18 protein-coding genes and 2 tRNA genes are annotated in these 17,064 nt (G+C 54.9%); 3 read left to right on the plus strand and 17 right to left on the minus strand.

Going from position 1 to position 17,064, the window contains the following annotated elements:
- Positions 1-15 precede the first annotated feature (15 nt).
- From AC2FIB_RS03530 to AC2FIB_RS03560, 7 genes are all read right to left on the minus strand, one after another.
- Positions 16-552, minus strand: a complete 537-nt coding sequence (locus tag AC2FIB_RS03530) for a GNAT family N-acetyltransferase (RefSeq protein ID WP_496733246.1) — start codon at positions 550-552, stop codon at positions 16-18.
- Positions 549-1,157 (minus strand): LysE family translocator, encoded by a 609-nt coding sequence (locus AC2FIB_RS03535; RefSeq protein ID WP_496733248.1) that lies wholly within the window; start codon positions 1,155-1,157, stop codon positions 549-551. Before AC2FIB_RS03535 ends, AC2FIB_RS03530 begins: the two co-directional genes overlap by 4 nt.
- A complete protein-coding gene (locus AC2FIB_RS03540) occupies positions 1,154-1,654 on the minus strand; it encodes a GNAT family N-acetyltransferase (protein ID WP_496722846.1) in 501 nt (166 codons plus the stop codon). The genes AC2FIB_RS03535 and AC2FIB_RS03540 overlap by 4 nt, the downstream gene beginning before the upstream one ends.
- An 84-nt stretch (positions 1,655-1,738) precedes the next feature.
- Positions 1,739-2,008, minus strand: coding sequence for a 50S ribosomal protein L27 (gene rpmA / locus AC2FIB_RS03545; RefSeq protein ID WP_058271644.1), 270 nt, complete (start codon positions 2,006-2,008; stop codon positions 1,739-1,741).
- 11 nt (positions 2,009-2,019) lie between these two features.
- Complete coding sequence (locus AC2FIB_RS03550; RefSeq protein ID WP_496733249.1) at positions 2,020-2,637, minus strand: 50S ribosomal protein L21; 618 nt, start codon at positions 2,635-2,637, stop codon at positions 2,020-2,022.
- Positions 2,638-2,845: 208 nt separating this feature from the next.
- Positions 2,846-3,646, minus strand: coding sequence for a DUF2059 domain-containing protein (locus AC2FIB_RS03555; RefSeq protein WP_496841732.1), 801 nt, complete (start codon positions 3,644-3,646; stop codon positions 2,846-2,848).
- Positions 3,646-4,494 carry a DUF2059 domain-containing protein gene (locus AC2FIB_RS03560; RefSeq protein WP_058271646.1) on the minus strand — a complete coding sequence of 283 codons (849 nt, stop codon included), beginning with the start codon at positions 4,492-4,494 and terminating at the stop codon, positions 3,646-3,648. Before AC2FIB_RS03560 ends, AC2FIB_RS03555 begins: the two co-directional genes overlap by 1 nt.
- Before the next feature lie 117 nt (positions 4,495-4,611).
- On the opposite strand from AC2FIB_RS03560, the gene AC2FIB_RS03565 reads away from it, so the two are divergent.
- A tRNA-Ser gene (locus tag AC2FIB_RS03565) sits at positions 4,612-4,701 on the plus strand.
- A 734-nt stretch (positions 4,702-5,435) separates the two neighbouring features.
- On the opposite strand, the gene AC2FIB_RS03570 is transcribed toward AC2FIB_RS03565, so the two are convergent.
- Complete coding sequence (locus AC2FIB_RS03570) at positions 5,436-6,338, minus strand: LysR family transcriptional regulator (RefSeq protein WP_496733250.1); 903 nt, start codon at positions 6,336-6,338, stop codon at positions 5,436-5,438.
- 96 nt (positions 6,339-6,434) lie between these two features.
- Here AC2FIB_RS03570 and AC2FIB_RS03575 point away from each other — a divergent pair, with 96 nt between their 5' ends.
- The gene (locus AC2FIB_RS03575; RefSeq protein ID WP_496733252.1) at positions 6,435-7,040 is read left to right on the plus strand and encodes a DsbA family protein; all 606 of its coding nucleotides are present in this window, start codon (positions 6,435-6,437) and stop codon (positions 7,038-7,040) included.
- Positions 7,041-7,057: 17 nt separating this feature from the next.
- Positions 7,058-7,921 (plus strand): MBL fold metallo-hydrolase, encoded by an 864-nt coding sequence (locus AC2FIB_RS03580; protein WP_496733254.1) that lies wholly within the window; start codon positions 7,058-7,060, stop codon positions 7,919-7,921.
- Between the two features lie 1,414 nt (positions 7,922-9,335).
- Here AC2FIB_RS03580 and AC2FIB_RS03585 read toward each other — a convergent pair.
- From AC2FIB_RS03585 to iscR, 9 genes are all read right to left on the minus strand, one after another.
- Positions 9,336-9,412: transfer RNA gene (locus tag AC2FIB_RS03585), tRNA-Arg, on the minus strand.
- A 66-nt stretch (positions 9,413-9,478) separates the two neighbouring features.
- A complete protein-coding gene (locus tag AC2FIB_RS03590; protein ID WP_496733255.1) occupies positions 9,479-10,699 on the minus strand; it encodes a cysteine desulfurase in 1,221 nt (406 codons plus the stop codon).
- A 13-nt stretch (positions 10,700-10,712) separates the two neighbouring features.
- Positions 10,713-11,279 (minus strand): Yip1 family protein, encoded by a 567-nt coding sequence (locus AC2FIB_RS03595; protein WP_496841733.1) that lies wholly within the window; start codon positions 11,277-11,279, stop codon positions 10,713-10,715.
- Positions 11,276-11,761, minus strand: coding sequence for a YIP1 family protein (locus AC2FIB_RS03600; RefSeq protein ID WP_058271673.1), 486 nt, complete (start codon positions 11,759-11,761; stop codon positions 11,276-11,278). The genes AC2FIB_RS03595 and AC2FIB_RS03600 overlap by 4 nt, the downstream gene beginning before the upstream one ends.
- The gene (locus tag AC2FIB_RS03605; RefSeq protein ID WP_496733258.1) at positions 11,761-13,041 is read right to left on the minus strand and encodes a SufB/SufD family protein; all 1,281 of its coding nucleotides are present in this window, start codon (positions 13,039-13,041) and stop codon (positions 11,761-11,763) included. The genes AC2FIB_RS03600 and AC2FIB_RS03605 overlap by 1 nt, the downstream gene beginning before the upstream one ends.
- On the minus strand, positions 13,041-13,796 hold the full coding sequence (gene sufC / locus AC2FIB_RS03610; RefSeq protein WP_113790584.1) for a Fe-S cluster assembly ATPase SufC: 756 nt from the start codon (positions 13,794-13,796) through the stop codon (positions 13,041-13,043). The genes AC2FIB_RS03605 and sufC overlap by 1 nt, the downstream gene beginning before the upstream one ends.
- A 70-nt stretch (positions 13,797-13,866) precedes the next feature.
- Entirely contained in the window at positions 13,867-15,387 is a 1,521-nt protein-coding gene (gene sufB, locus AC2FIB_RS03615) for a Fe-S cluster assembly protein SufB (RefSeq protein WP_058271676.1), read from the minus strand.
- A 17-nt stretch (positions 15,388-15,404) separates the two neighbouring features.
- Positions 15,405-16,448, minus strand: coding sequence for a cysteine desulfurase family protein (locus tag AC2FIB_RS03620; RefSeq protein WP_496841734.1), 1,044 nt, complete (start codon positions 16,446-16,448; stop codon positions 15,405-15,407).
- A 60-nt stretch (positions 16,449-16,508) separates the two neighbouring features.
- Positions 16,509-16,967 carry a Fe-S cluster assembly transcriptional regulator IscR gene (iscR, locus tag AC2FIB_RS03625; RefSeq protein WP_058271678.1) on the minus strand — a complete coding sequence of 153 codons (459 nt, stop codon included), beginning with the start codon at positions 16,965-16,967 and terminating at the stop codon, positions 16,509-16,511.
- Positions 16,968-17,064: the final 97 nt, after the last annotated feature.

The following is a 17,064-nucleotide window of genomic DNA, read 5'->3' on the forward strand; positions in this document are numbered from 1 at the left end:
CCCATCGGCCACAAGTCAGAGTTTTTTACTATATGTCCAGGTGGGCACATTCGCATCGCGCGCCACCGAGTAACTTTCGGCATCACCCAGATACTGGAACCCGCAATGGGTCAGAACCCGGGCCGAGGCTGGATTGTCCTGAAACACGCTGGCAAACAAACTTGAATTTTCAAGCGGGTTAGCTTTTACCAACATTTCGACGGCCAGTGAGGCTACGCCTGTATTCCAGTAAACAGGCGCCACCCAATAGCCAACTTCGGACTGATTGCGATCCAGCCGTGTAAGCGAAATCAAACCAATCAGTTCCGGCCCACCATCTTTGGTGGCGTCCATCGCCCAGACGTCCTCATCCCGGTCTTCAGCCATCGAACGCGTCACAAACGCCTCGACCGACCCCGGTGGCAGCGGATGCGGGATCGACGTGGTCATACGTGCCACGCGCTCATCGCCTGCATAATGCTCGATGAGACCCATATCCGACCGGCGCAAAGGGCGCAGATCGAACCGCTCGGTTTCGAGGACCGGCTGGTTTATTATTGTCTCGAGTTTCATAAGTGCGTTCCTCCTCCGAACAACACAAAAAATACGGACGCAACAGTGAGACTCGCTAACGTCCACATCAGATATTTTTCCACGGGCCGACCTTCAACCACGTGGGCAATTCTATCTCCGGCAAATGTCCAGATCGGGTGTAAAACCATCTGGCAAAGCAATAAACAGAGAGCGATCGTGAACGTCGCGTTAAAGCTGGGCGTGCCAACCGCAACGAACCCGGTAAATCCGGCTATGATCATGGCCCAAGCCTTCGGGTTAAGGGGATGAACGATCAGCCCCGCCCAAAAACCGGGCACGTCTCCCACAGTTTCACTGCGCGAAAGACGCAGATTGGCGATCTTCCAGGCCAACCAGCAGATATACGCCGCCGAGGCGTATTTCAGGACCGTAAAGACAATCGGTGCCTGATCTGCGAGTTGCAACAGACCAAAACCAACGGGCCAGATGATCAGCTGTTTGCCCAGGATCACACCGGCCACAAACGGCAGAGCCGCCCGAAACCCATAGCGTGCACCTGTACCCAGCAGGACCATATTGGCGGGACCGGGCGTTCCGACCTGAGAGGCTGCGAAGATTAGGAAACTGGTGGTTGCAACGGTCATTGCATCGCCTCCCAGCCCGCACGACGCAGCAGAACGTCCTGAATTATCACATCTTCGTTGGTCGACTGCACCGTCGCACGATGCTGGCCATTTGGTTTGAACCCAAGTTTGGAGAGAACCGCCTTGGACCGTTCGTTGCCGACATGATAACCCGAGGTCAGTTTCTGCTGATCAGCCGCAAAGAACCTCGAAATCATCGCGCGGGAGGCTTCGGTCACATAACCTTGCCCCCAGAACGCTTTGGCAACCCAATACCCCAGTTGTGATCCGGTCGAGATGCAGCCGATAAGGTTCTCTTCCCGAGTAATGGCAAAGGCATCATGCTCGGCAGCCATCTCGTCCACAAATTCGGTCGAATGCGCGTTCTCATAGGGGTGCGGTACAACCGTCAACCAGCGCACCACGTCCAGATCGTTCAGAAGAGTGACAAGACGCGACGAATCCTCACGCCGAAACCGACGTAATACAAGACGCTCTGTTTTTATCACTTCGGTCATGGGACCGCTCCTGAAAACGAGAAAGGGGACCGGCACTTTCTGCCGGTCCCCCAAGAAATTTTCTTAAACCTTCTGGGTTTCGGCTTACTCTGCGGCCTCCGCCACTGGCAGGACCGAAATAAAGGTGCGGTTTTTCAGTCCCTTGTGGAACTTCACGGCGCCATCCACAGTTGCAAAGATGGTGTGATCTTTGCCCATGCCTACGCCTTCGCCCGGCCAGAACTTTGTGCCGCGCTGACGCACGATGATGTTGCCTGAAATGGCGGCCTGGCCACCATACAGTTTTACGCCAAGGCGGCGACCAGCTGAGTCGCGACCGTTACGGGAGGAACCGCCAGCTTTTTTATGTGCCATTCTGTCTCTCCTTAGCCTTTAGCCAGATCTTTGGCCTGCTCAACCCATTCGGGTTTCACTTTGACCGTTTCGATAGCAGCAATCTGCTCGTCCGACAAGGCGGCCAGAGCGGCAAAGCTCTCGATACCGGCTTCGGCCAGCTTCTTGGCAGCGGCGGGGCCGACACCAGTCAACTGGGTCAGATCGTCAGCGGCAGCAGCTGCGGCAGGTGCCTTTGCTTTGGCTTCAGCTTTCTTGGCAGGCTTTTTTGCCACGGGGGCAGCTTCGCCAGCCGGCGCCGAACCGGTTGCAGCTTTGATGCCCGACTTGTCGGCGCCTGACGCCAAAATGTCGGTGATCTTGACCAGAGTCAGCTTCTGACGGTGGCCAACGGTACGCTTCGAGCTGTGCTTACGACGGCGTTTTACGAAGTTGATGACCTTGTCACCTTTGATCTGTTCGATCACTTCGGCCTGAACGCCTGCGCCTGCGACGAACGGTGCACCGACAACCGGAGCGTCGCCGCCCAGCATCAGAACATCGTTGAATTGAACTGTTTCACCTGCGTCGGCAGCCAATTTTTCAACGCGGAGGATATCGCCCGCTTGAACTTTGTACTGCTTGCCGCCAGTCTTGAGGACCGCAAACATGCGTCTTTCCTTTGTCTAATCGCGTTCTATGGTCCCCGACCGGGCGTTTTTGGCTTTCGCCACCTCGAACAGCGCGCCCTTTTCGGGCTGTGTGACGACCCGTGGGACAAAGCCCTGGGGTCAATAATAACGACACCCGGCGCGGAAAACCGGCCGGGATGCGCGCTTATCCATAGATTGGTCGGCAAAGTCAACATCAAATGCGCGGTCAGAGATCTGATGCGGTAAGCGCCCGTGAGACGGCCTGACCCAGTTGAAAATAGATCTGGTCATACATCTTATCGAAACCATCGAAAAAGGCCTCGTTTACGGCGCGCCCGGTCTCAGTTCGGGAAAAAGCAATATTCTCCCGCATCTGAGCCTCATCGAGCGGTTGATAGGCCACCAGAAGGAAGGAATACAACCAGATGCGGTTTTCCTCGGCAAGCCTGTCCTTGTCCGACAAGAGCTGCGCCAGAATATCTTCTGAGCTGGTTCCGGCATCCGCGCTGAGGCCGCGAAAAAAGTTATAATCCGAACTAAGCGAGCTTTGTACGTTCTTTTCTATAAGGTCGTTGACTTCGATATACTCGCCGACCAGCCGGTAAAGCTGGGTGCCGCCTGCCCCGTTCAGATAGTTTTCGCGTGCCATGTCCTTGATGGTTTCATCCGCGAAGGCCTTTCTGGCCGAGTTTTCCAGAGTGATAACGGTTTGCCCGACATCACTTTCAAAGAACAGGATGGCGCGATCCATCTGGCTGGCTGTCAGGCTGGTCTCGAAGGTCCCAGAAATCTGTTCCTGCATCCACTGTGGATCATAAATTTCGTCCACCTGATCATCAAAAAACGGCCCGCCGTCACCACCCAGAAATGTGTCGTTCAGGTCTTTCGCCTGTGCCAAACCTTCGTCGCGCAAGATATCGACGACCTGCTCCAATTGAAGTGCCAGCATGAGGCGTTCAACCCGCTCGGACGCTGCCAGTGGCATGGCTGACAGAAACACGGCGAAACAAGCAGCGATCAGGCGCATCAGATATCCTGGGCCGGATGTAGTTCCGCCATCCGCGCGGCCAGATCTTCAAACTTCATAGCCATGATTTCGTATTGGATGGCATTCAGCAGCTCATAGACTTCTTGCATCAAAGGCTGCTCCAAAGCCTCAGCATAGGCGACGACCTCGGAATCCGAGAAGTCCTGATAGGTATAGGCTGCCCCGGCAAGCGCGGACAGCTGCAAAGCTTGCCGCATGCCGGTCTCATTGCGCTTCATCATCTGACGCAGTTCATCCGCGCCCAGTTGCAAGTCAATCACCCCCGAGGCGCTGGCAGCGAGCAAAAAGCGCACCTGGATTTCCTGCAGCGCACGTAATGCCGTCCCGCTGGAATCAATTGCATTGTTCATGCGTTTCAGATTTTCGACCCGCTTGGATCCATCCTTGATCAGGTCCGAGACGATTTTCTGCCCTTCCAGTTGCTTGGCATCGTCATCTTCAACCATGTGCGATGCATTCTCGGACTCGACCAGCCGTTGCCCAAGGTCGGATGCATAGAACTCGACCGCATGGGTCAGCGCCTCATCGCTCAGCGTTTGTTCCAGAATAGATACGGCTGTTTCGCGCATGTCCTTAGTGTCAAAGACTTCTTCGGTCAGGCGTGTCCAGTCCGACCCAAACCCGTCAGGATCGATTCCCAACATTTGCGGGGCTGAGGCCGAGGCCAGCGCGATGCTTTCAAGTGCAACGTCGAATCCGGTTGTTGTCAAAAAGGCTTCGATCCGGTCCCGTCCGGCAGCAAGTGCTTGCTGCGACCCGTAGATTACGAACAGAACGGCGGCGAATAGCGGCAGGATAGTTTGGCGTAAAGGATAAGTCATACCCATGAGCCTAGGGGAAATACCGCGCCAGGCAACGGAAAATCCCGGCTTTGTCATTTTCAGGAATTTTCTGCTTGCACCCCCGCGCGTTCCTCACTAAATCCCCCCCTCACAGACCCCCGCGGAGAGGTGCCGGAGTGGTCGAACGGGGCGGTCTCGAAAACCGTTGTGGGTGCAAGCCCACCCAGGGTTCGAATCCCTGTCTCTCCGCCACTATCCCCTTAAAAGAAAAAAATATTCGCGATTTCGTAGTCACTTGTGGGAGCTGCCAAATCGCCTGCATAACCTCGAAACTCGGCATACTATGCCAAGATTTAGGGTTCCAATTGCGCCGACTATGCCGTGTCGAGACGCCGGAACTTGGTTCCCGGGCCGCGCCAGATGGCCGCAATTGATATCACGTGGCTGCAAATGAAACAGGCCTCGCAAATACTGCGAAGCCCGATTTCTGGTCATGGGCAACTGAGACTTCACGAATTGAGCGTCTTTCAGGCAATCCCGCCCACAGGTTTCAAAAAGATGCCTTGAGAAAATAATTAGCGCGATTTTCGTCCGGCCGACCGCAACGTTGAAAGTGATCCCCCACATCGTCATTTGTGTTCTCCACAACTGATGGGTTTAAAACCTGCACAAACTGTCTGCCGTCAGCGCCTATGGGGGCAAACGGGGCGATTTACTAAGAGAGTGATTTGAGCTCATCGTCACCACCAAGGAGCGGACGATAAGGAAAGCAGACTTCTGATGCATTGCCACAAGATAATATTTTGGGCTGGAACCGGACATTGGAGCCAACCCGACCATCCATCAAACGAGCCTGGAAAAGGATGTCAAGTTCGGCTTTACGGACAAAGCCGACTTTAGCGCCAACCGTGCTAAGTTCTGCGTAGCGTTCATGCGTTTCAATGCTAGACGGACGCGAAAATTGACTGAGTTGCGCCACCCTCCTCTTACGCCAGACTGTTGCGAAGTCTTTGTGCAAAAAGTTCCGCAAACTGTTTCGTAGCAGCCGATCGAAACTGCGTGGGAGGGTAAACAGCATAGATTCCTCCGGCCGAAAGCGCCCAGTCCGGAACAAGCCGGATCAATGTGCCATTTTCGATTTCTCTCTTAGCGAAAAAATCCGGCAGAATGGAAATCCCGGCCCCTTCGGTTGCCATTGCCTTGATCGCTGGTGTTACGTCTGCTCTCAGCGCGGGGTTCATTTGAACGTTACAGGTTTCACCGGTAGCTTTACTAAATTTCCAATTCAGTGAGTTTGGTAAGGCTCTGTGTTCGACGAACGGAAACGCTGCCAATCGTTCCGGATGTTCTGGTCGCCCAAGTTGCTCAACCAAGTCAGGCGACGCCACTACGATTTGCTGAAAGTCGGCCAACTTGCGCGCGACGTTGGCGGAATCGGCAAGCCAGCCTACCCGATATGCAATGTCAAATCGTGCCTCGACCGGATCGAACCGCGTATCGCTTAGCGTCAAATCAATCGTGACAGCCGGATAGGCGATGCGAAACTCGGCCACGACCGGTGAAACGTATGTTACGCCCATATCGAGAGGGGCGGTGATGCGCAGGTTTCCAGTCGGTTCAGCGCGCCCTTGCTTTACCATTTCATAAGCTTCTTCGGCCTGCGCCACTGATGCACGCGCGGCCTCATAGAAGGATTGTCCGGTTTCCGTGAGATTTAGATGGCGAGAGTTGCGCACTACAAGAGTTGCACCAAGCTCTTCCTCCAGCAATTGAAGCTGCTTGCTGACAACCGCCTTGCTAATACGCATTCGTTCAGCGGCCGCAGTAATCGTTCCCTCTTCCGCGATGGCAACAAAGTACTCCAGACGATTTAAGTTCGATTTTTTCATCATTCGTCACTTTTTAACAGACATTGTGTCTACAGTTATTGTCTTTAGTCAACAATGGCGGCGCACTACTTGTGGTTTACCAAAACGGAGACTGCAATGACGCGCTTCACCTACATCTACGATACCTATTGCGGCTGGTGCTATGGCGCGGCACCGGTGATCAACGTGCTGGTTGAGAGTGGTGCTGATGTCACCGTTATGCATCGCCATTTGTTCCAGGGCGCAAACGCATACCGAATGGGCGATGGCTTCGCTCGAATGGCTTTGCAATACGACCGACGCATTGAACAGCTGACCGGCCAAGTGTTCAGTGACACTTATGTTCAAGACATTCTGGGAAACCCGGATGAAGTGCTGGATTCCAGCCTGACCGCATACGCCGCAGCTTTGGTTCATGATCAAGGCGCCATGGCGGAGATGAAGATGGCACTTGTTTTGCAACAGGCACGTTATGTCGACGGTATTTCCGCTGGTAACAGCGAAGCGGTTCGTAGTGCCCTGATTGAATTCGGCGTGAACCGTCCGCCGGTCGAAGGCAGAAGCCTCGCCCGGCAGATCAGTACGGACGCTGCAAAATTGCAATCACGGTTCGGGTCGCAAGGTGTCCCGACTCTGGTGATGCAAACCGACGGCGGAGCAACCCAAGTCGACGTCTCAACCTACTACCACTTTCCTGAAGAGATCGCGGCATTGGCCGCATAAATGCAAGGAGCATCCCTATGAAGACGATCCTCACTTCTACTGCAGCCATGCTGCTGTCCACCGCAGCCTTTGCGGCTGATCTCACCATCACCGCCTTCAGCCCGAATGAAGGCAGCCTGTTCCCGGTCTCATCGAACCTGATCGAAGGTCCGAATGAGGTGATCCTGGTGGACGCCCAGTTTGAAAAGGACGATGCCCAGCAACTGGTTGATATGATCAAGGCGACAGGCAAATCCCTGACGACCGTCTTTATCAGCCACAAGGATCCTGACTTCTATTTCGGGTTGGATACGATCCGCGCAGCTTACCCGGATGTCAAAATTGTCGCGACACCTGAGACCGTCAAAGGCATCGAGAAAACCATCCAGCTCAAATACGATTTCTGGGGCCCGATCTTGGACGCGAACGCCCCATCCGAATTGATTGTGCCTGAGGTTCTGGAAGGCGACAGCCTGACGGTCGATGGTGAAACCGTGCAGGTGATCGGCCTCGATGGACACGATCCGGTTCATACATTCCTGTGGGTGCCTTCGGAAAAAACCGTGCTGGGTGGCGTTGTTCTTTATGAAAACGTGCATGTCTGGATGGCCGACAACCAAACCCCGGAAAGCCGCGACAGCTGGCGTGCAACGTTGGACCATATTCTGGAACTGAACCCCAAGCGGATTGTTTCGGGCCACGTCATTGGGGACAGCGCAGAAAACGCAAGCATCGTTGATTTCACAAAGGAATATGTCGCCGCGTTTGAGGCAGCCGCGGACAAGGCGGAAGGTTCGGCAGAATTGATCGCCGCGATGCAGGCGGCCTATCCCGACTTTGAGAACGTGAGCGATCTGGAGCTAAGCGCCCAGGTTATCGAGGGCGAGCGTTCCTGGCCGTAAGCGTAAACCGGCATCAGAGGCCGTCCAATTCGGTCTCTGTACTACGAAAGGAGCGCTGGAACATTATTTTCCGGCGCTCAATTACCAACAGAACAAAACTTGGATTGCTGCGACCTACTCTGCACTCGCCGCCTAAAAAATGAGAGGGAATGTATGTATTTCAAGCTCATGAACTCCAAGGTCGCTCAACACAGCATGATTGGTGCCGCCCTATTTGCACTCGTTTCGGCGTCAACATTTGTCGTCAACGCGCACGAGGTCCTGCCATCGCAAAGGCATTCTTCAACTATTACTATTCGATGGGCGGTCCCGGTGTTCTCTCAAATAAATCGAATTTTCGCAAATCCTGCCATTTTTTGGAACCGCTCACGACTCTCATTGAAGAAGAGCTTGTTCCTTTCACAGCGCGGCTAACAATGAATTTGCTTGCAGTGTCACCTGACGCTTAGATTTTTAGCTTCTTTGAATCGACCGCCAAGACTTAGCTGGATCGGAAACCGCAGAAAACCGAAATTTGGGTTGATGAAAAACTCAGCATTCGCATCGCAATTTGGATTGAGAAAGTCGCGAAGATTGATGAGAATCTATCAACAAATGGTTGCGCTTCGCGTGCACAAATTGATGAGATTGTTGAGCAGCTTACTGGCCCGGTAGATGACATTGGTACGGCAGCAGGCTGGGGCTAAATTTCCGGCTATACTGAGGCGTTGAAGGTCCGAAATCACTCCACTAAATTAGTCGCGGTGAAACCCTACCGCGTACGCAGCGTACCCGGCGGCGGAATTAGCGGCACCCACTTGCTTGAAGGAAGCAGCCAGCCCTTCTCACCGAAGATCTTAAGCGGCGCTCGCTTCCTTCGACATCTCCCGCCCCGAAAAATGTGTGACTACTGGATTTTCTGAAGATAGGCAGGCCTTAACTGTTCTTCTGAACATCAATAGGCGCTTACCCCTTTTCAATTGGAGTCAAACTCACCCAAAACAGGAAAAAGGATCTCGAAAACCGTTGCAGTTGGAACGCAAATTTCGCTTTCACTTCCGTAATCGGCGGTAGTCAAAGTCACTAGGACCTCTGCAACTCGGGCTATGTTGCATATGGAGACAGATATTCAGTAGTCCGATGGACCATTCCCCCAAAAATAAGAGACGCGATATTTCTGAGGCTTATAGCATCTCCGGAGCTTAAGATTCCCATTTGGCGAGTACGTAAAGAAGAAAAAATGCGCGGAACCCAATACTGCATGCAAATCACATCTCTTAATCCAGAAAGCCAACCGATCTTACGTGGAGAAGACCTTACTGCTGGTATAAGAATTGAACGAAACTGTTTTGAATTCAACGGCACTCGAACTGAAATGAGGAAGTCTCGCTCAAGATCGCCTCGCTTATACCACAATGAGATATAAAGAATCTTTTGGCGCACCTGAGAGGATTCGAACCTCTGGCCTCTGCCTTCGGAGGGCAGCGCTCTATCCAGCTGAGCTACAGGTGCCTTGGCCGTTAGCTAACCTTGATCCGATCCGGGCGCAACTGCAAATCTTTCCGGATCGGCCAGGTTTCACGCAAACAAATCGTGTGCCAATTCCAGCGCGTCGATCAGTATGTCGACCTCTTCCGTGGTGTTGTACAGACCAAAGCTTGCGCGGCAAGTCGCGGTGACACCGTAGAAATCCATGAGCGGACCGGCGCAGTGATGACCGGCACGGACAGCCACGCCTTTCTTATCCAGAATGGTCGAGACATCATGTGCGTGCCCCGCCCCGTCCATCGTAAAGCTGAAGATCGCGGCCTTGTCCGGGCGTGTGCCCTGAACCTGCAACCAATTCAAACCGGTCAGTTTCTGCATGGCATAGTCGCGCAACCCGGCCTCATGAGCGGCGATATTTTCCATCCCCAGATCCATCATGTAATCCAGCGCAACACCCAGACCGATGGTTTGGACAATACCGGGCGTTCCGGCCTCAAACTTCATTGGCGGGTCGTTGTAGATCACCTGGTCCTTGCTGACCTCTTTGATCATGTCGCCGCCACCGATAAAGGGGCGCATCTCGGCCATGCGTTCGCATTTGATGTAAATCGCACCCGACCCCGAAGGGCCATAAAGCTTGTGGCCAGTAATTGCATAGAAATCGCATCCGATATCAGCGACATTGACAGGCATGTGCACGGCACCCTGGCTGCCATCGACCAACACCGGTACGCCTTTTGCGTGCGCGCCTTCTGTGATCGCTTTGACATCGACCACCGTGCCCAACACGTTCGAACATTGCGTCACTGCAACCAGCTTGGTCTTGGGACCGATCGCGTCGATCACGGCCTGCGGGTCAAGGCCACCGTCAGCGTCCACGTCGACCCATTTCAGGACGACGCCCTGACGTTCGCGCAGGAAATGCCAGGGAACGATATTGGCGTGGTGTTCCATCACGCTCAGCACGATCTCATCCCCGGCCTGCATGCGCGGCATGGCCCAGCCATAGGCGACCAGATTGATGCCTTCGGTCGTGCCTGAGTTCAAGACAATTTCATCCTCGTCCGCCGCGCCCAGAAAACGGGCGATGGTTCCGCGAACGGATTCGTATTTTTCGGTCGCCAGATTGGACAGGTAATGCAGGCCGCGGTGAACATTCGCGTATTCTTCGGAATATGCCCGTGTCACCGCATCAATCACGACCTGCGGTTTCTGCGCCGATGCGCCATTGTCCAGATAGGTCAACGGCTTGCCGTTCACTTCCCGAGACAGGATTGGAAAGTCTGAGCGGATTTTCTGCACGTCATACATGGTCTTTTATTCCCTATACGGGGCCGCCGGGCGTTAATGCGAGGACAAAGGGCACTGCAATCAAGGCAGATAACACGATGACCCCGAAGGATTTAGCAAGCGAACCGAACTGATGCGCTTCATTCAGAAAATGGAGCGTGACGTAAAGGCTGATAATCGCCGTGGCCAGCAAAAACATAAGCATCAAAAACGGCAGCACGATGGTGATGACCAGCGTGATCACCATCGCAGCGATCTGAAGGTATTGCAGCCAGATCGTCAGCGTCAGAATGTCATCGAATGTTGCACGGCCCCCCAGTAACCGCCCCACGAACAGGAATGCCCCGACGCTGAGCAACATGGCGCCCGCAGATCGGACCAGACCCACGAACACAGGCGTAGGTGGGGGTACGGATTCACCACTGGGGACGGGAATCAAGTGATCAATACCCAGTTGCACAAGGCCATTCAGCACCACAGCCAAAAAGAAAGCCAGCCATAGGAATTCACGCCCAGGCCGCATGTCCAAAAGGCGTCGGGCCGCTTGGGCGGGGTGTGTCAGGGTCAAGATCGCAAGATCGACAAAGCCAGTGGGATTCATTCTTGCCGCCTTTGCGCTTGACTGAGACCTGCCAGCCAGAACCACAGGAAAACTGCGAACCAGACGATCCCGACGAGTGTCAGGGCCGGGCCAGATCCTATGAAACCACCGACCAAACCATTCAACAAAACCAGAGGTGTTGAGGACAATAGCGCCCAGAACAGAGCCAATCTAGCGCCATAGGACGTCCCCTGACCGCCGACCAACCGGGCCGCGCCGTATGAGACAAATGCCAGCAGGTAGAAAAACAGAGGCAGAATAATGACGGTGCCCATCAAGGCACCGCCCATCAACATATCCAGTTCTAGCCCTTCGATATGCGCGCGTCGCGCAAGGCTGGGCAATTGCGCGATGAATGCCACGACGCAGAACGCCATGACAAACATCAACGCCCTGTCCTCGCGCGGGCCAAGGTCAAGAAGCCGCCGCACGACACGACCCGGCCCCCGATAAGTGGCCACGATATCCGAGGTCAAAGGCATCAGATGTGTCGCGACAGCCAGCCTTCAAGGCGGTTCACGATGGCCTCTGCCAATGCCTCATCTTCGATCTCATCGACGGCTTCGGCCAAAAATGCCAGTGTCAGCATATTGGTGGCGTCCTTAACCGAAACCCCACGCGAACGCAGGTAGAACAGCGCCGTCTCATCAATCGCACCCGAGGTCGAGCCATGTGAACACGCAACATCATCGGCATAGATCTCAAGTTCGGGCTTGGCGAGGAACTGGCTGTCATCATCCAGCAGCAAGGACTGGCTGATCTGATATCCATCAGTCTTCTGTGCGCCTTCTTTGACCAGGATCTTACCCTGGAACACGCCGGTCGCGCCGTTGCGCAGAACTTTCTTAAAGACCTGACGGCTTTCGCAGTTCACTGCGTCATGGGTAACGAAAACCGTGTCGTCATGGTGAAAATCACCATCACCTACGCAGGCGCCTGCCACATGAGCAATAGCGTCGTCGCCGGTCAGTTCGATCACCTGTTCGTTACGTGTCAAAACTCCATTCACTGTCAGCGTGAAGGACTTAAAGACAGATTTCTGTCCTAGCCGCGTGAACATGTGGGTCGCGGCGCGACGTTCATGGTCCCTGCCCTGCGCGCGCACGTGATGCAACGTACCGCCATCGGCGATGTCGATCTCGATGCATTTGTTGAACCGCGACGCTGCCGGGCCGTTTTCCAAAATCGTAACCTCAGCGCCGCTTTCAACACGGATGATGTGGTGCAGCATGGCGTCCGAGGTCTCGGATGCATGGCGATAGATCAGGCTGATCGGCTTGGTCGGCTTACCGGTGACGTGAATCGCAACACCGTCTGCGGCAAAAGCCGTATTCAAAGCAGCCAACGGCCGCTGAACCGGGGATTGCCCGCGCGATTCCAGAACGCCGTACAACTCTTTCGCCCAGTGAATATCCTTACAGCAGATATCCTCGATCCGATCGATGTTGACACCTTCCAGCTCTAAATCATCCGAGTCTTCGGCGCTGAACACACCGTCGATGAACACGATCTTCAACCGGTCGAGATTGCCAAACAGCAGCGGTTCGTCCGAGTGGAACAAAGCGGCATGCGGCTGTTCGACCGAAATCAGCGTGTCGGGGCGCGTGTACTTCCAATATTCGTCGCGCCGACCCGGCAGACCCATTTCCAACACACGAGCCAGCGCGTCTTCGCGTGCGGCACGGGTGCACCCGGCATCGGGCATGGTCAGCGTGGCCAGCCGTGCCTCGGTCGCGGTTTGTTTTACTTCGGGCAAAGCCATCAGTTCACCTCGGCCAGGATGTCGGCATAACCGTTGTTTTCAACTTCCAATGCCAGTTCGGGACCGCCGGTTTTAACAATTCGACCGTCTGCCATAATGTGCACGACATCGGGTTTGATGTGATCCAACAGGCGCTGATAGTGGGTGATGACCAGGAAACCACGGCCTTCATCACGCAACGCGTTCACGCCTTCGGCCACCAGTTTCATCGCATCGACGTCCAGACCCGAATCCGTTTCGTCAAGAATGCACATCTTGGGTTCCAGCATCGCCATCTGCAGGATTTCGTTACGCTTCTTCTCACCACCCGAGAAGCCGACGTTCACAGGGCGCTTCAGCATATCCGCGTCGATTTTCAGCGATTTCGCCTTGGCCCGAACTTCCTTCAGGAAATCAGCAGCTGACAGTTCATCTTCGCCGCGCGCCTTGCGCTGAGCGTTCACGGCCGTGCGCAGGAAGGTCATGTTACCAACGCCCGGGATTTCCACAGGGTACTGGAATGCCAAAAAGATACCCGCCGCAGCGCGCTCTTCCGGCTCCATCTCCAAAAGGTCCTCACCTTCCAGCGTGGCAGAGCCTTCGGTCACTTCGTACCCATCGCGGCCCGACAGCACATAGCTGAGTGTCGACTTGCCCGAACCGTTCGGCCCCATGATCGCATGCACCTTTCCGGCCTCGACGGTCAGGTCGACACCTTTAAGGATTTGCTTTTCTTCTTCCTCAAGTTTCACGTGCAGGTTTTTGATTTCCAGCATTTTTTGTCCTTTTGCGTACCGCAAGGGGCCATCCGGCCCCGATATGTTCTAAATTCAGAGGAATGCGGGGTTAACCCACTGATCCTTCAAGGCTGATGGCCACAAGCTGCTGCGCTTCCATGGCAAACTCCATCGGCAACGCCTGCAGGACGTCCTTGCAGAACCCGTTGACGACCAGGGCCACGGCCTCTTCCTCGTCCATGCCGCGCTGACGGCAGTAGAACAGCTGATCGTCATCTACCTTGGATGTCGTCGCCTCATGTTCCACGCGCGAGGAATTGTTGCGAACCTCGATATACGGCACCGTGTGTGCGCCGCATTTATCGCCGATCAGCAAGCTGTCGCACTGGGTATAGTTGCGGCTGTCCTTTGCCTTGGGATGCATTGAGACCAGACCACGGTAGGTGTTCTGTGCTTTACCCGCGCTGATCCCTTTGGACACGATACGTGACTTGGTGTTCTTGCCCAGATGCACCATTTTGGTGCCGGTATCAGCTTGCTGCATGTTGTTGGTAATGGCGATCGAGTAAAACTCACCCTGGCTTTCGTCACCGCGCAGGATGCAGGAAGGGTACTTCCAGGTCACGGCGGATCCGGTTTCCACTTGGGTCCACATCACCTTGGACCGGTCACCCCGGCAATCGGCGCGCTTGGTCACAAAGTTATAGATACCGCCCTTGCCGTTTTCATCACCGGGGAACCAGTTCTGAACGGTCGAGTATTTTACCTCGGCATCTTCTTCGATGATGATCTCAACAACAGCCGCGTGCAGCTGGGCCGTGTCGCGCTGCGGCGCGGTGCAGCCTTCCAAATACGAAACGTAAGAACCCTTGTCCGCGATAATCAGTGTGCGTTCGAACTGACCCGTGTTTTCCGCGTTGATGCGGAAATAGGTGCTCAGCTCCATCGGGCAGCGCACGCCTGGCGGGATGTAGACAAACGAGCCATCCGAGAATACGGCCGAGTTCAGAGTGGCGTAAAAGTTGTCAGAAACAGGCACAACGGTGCCAAGATATTTTTTGACCAGTTCAGGGTGCTCCCTGATCGCCTCGGAAATCGAACAGAAGATCACGCCGTGTTTGGCCAGTTCGTCCTGGAACGTTGTGCCAACGGAAACCGAGTCGAACACCGCATCCACAGCTACCTTGCGACCTTCGGCAGGCATATCCTCGGCGCCTTCGACACCGGCCAGAATCATCTGTTCTTTCAGCGGGATACCCAGCTTTTCGTAAGTAGCCAGCAGCTTTGGATCGACCTCGTCCAGCGACTTCGGCTTCTCCTCCATCGACTTGGGACGGGCATAGTAATACTGGTCCTGAAAGTCGATCTTGGGATAGTGGACCATAGCCCAGTTCGGCTCATCCATCTTGGTCCAGCGTTCGAAGGCCGCCAGACGCCACTCTGTCATCCATTCGGGCTCTTCGTTCTTTTCCGAGATCAGCCGGACGATATCCGGGTTCACGCCCTTGGGCGCATACTCCATCTCGATATCGGTATCCCAACCGTATTTGTAGGTACTGACCTCGCGTACCGCGTCCACGGTTTCCTGATCGACACCTTCTTTTACCTGGGTCTGGTCCAAAGCGGCCATATGATACCTCCGTCAGATCACGCGGCGCGCGCGCGATGCTTCTTTTCTTTTTCAAGCCACGTTTCGGCGAAACGCAGCACATCTTCTTCAGTGGTCAAAGGTCCCAGAGACACGCGGATCGCGCTTGCTGCTGTGACCTCATCAAAACCCATCGCGGTTAACACCGCGCTTGCCCGGACCTTGCCGCTGGAACAGGCAGAACCTGCACTGATAGCGAAACCTGCCAGATCCATCTGCATGACTTGCGTTTCGCCCTTCCAGCCGGGGGTTGCGAAACACGAGGTATTCGGAAGGCGGTCCTGACCTTTCCCGACAAAAATAGTAGATTTAGAACCAGCCTCAAGGGCATTTTCTAGAATATTTCTAAATTCACGAACCTGTTCCCAGATACCATTTGAAAGATCCCGCGCCGCAGCTTCAGCTGCCGCCCCGAACCCTGCGATTCCAATGACATTTTCAGTACCTGACCGTCGGCCCATCTCTTGCCCACCGCCTTTGATCATTGCAGGCAGTTCGGTGCCACGTTTCATCACCACCGCACCAATACCTTTCGGGCCGCCTAGCTTGTGGGCCGAAATTAACGCCATCTGGACGCCCAGCCAGTTAAAGGCCACCGGCAATTTACCAAAGGCCTGTGTCGCGTCGGTTACAGCCAATCCTTTAGGTAGCGACTGCACGATCCCGGTTTCGGAGTTCGCCAATTGCAGGGTCGACTGCTCGGGGTTTGACACGTCCACCTGACCAGATTGCGACGCGGGCAAGTCTTCGGTGATCCATGATCTGATCGCGTCATGCTCAATCGCGGACCCGTGCAAATCACGATTGATCAATGTCAGCGCGGCCCCTTCGGTCGAACCTGATGTAAACACAATGTCTGCCCCATCCCCACCAAATGCGGCTGCAACCTGCGCCCTTGCCCGCTCGATCAGAGCCTTGGCCGCACGGCCCTCGGCGTGAACGGACGAAGGGTTCCCGCACAATTCCATCGCCGCCACCATGGCCTCGCGGGCCTCGGGACGCAGCGGTGATGTTGCGTTATGATCCAGATAAACACGATTCATGGATACATCTTTTCCTGGTCGCAAAGCGGGGAAGAAACCCAAGAGGCAAACAGCATTAGATTACTCATCAACGATGGAAAACAGACTGGGAACTGCCGGGCACGGGGCCAGGTCGTTCTTGATCACGTCAGACAGGCGCGTCTGGTGCAAAAAAACGTAGACATGCGCACTGAGACCTTCCCAAAGACGGTTGGTCAAAGACTGCGCCCGGCTGCCCGAGGATGCCCCGGATGCCCCGGCCCCTTTTTGCAGCGCGTCCACGGTTTCATCCACCGCCGCCAGAACTTCGACCACCCGAATCTCGGAAGCAGGCCGCGCCAGACGATACCCGCCGCCCGGTCCACGTACGGACGAAACCAGTTCGGCCCGGCGCAATTTGACAAAAAGCTGTTCAAGATAAGGAAGCGAGACATCCTGACGTTCGGAGATTTCGCTAAGCGTCACCAAGCGGTCCGAGGGCTGTAGAGCAATATCAGCCAGTGCAACCATCGCGTAACGACCCTTTGTCGAAAGCTTCATTGTCTTTCCCTCATGGCAGGTTATAAGCGAAAACATTGACGCCGCCGCCGCCAGTGCGTATCTCCGACAGGCAGCGCCTAGCGCAAAGCATCATAAT

The organism is Ruegeria sp. YTSA072 (genome assembly GCF_059610285.1).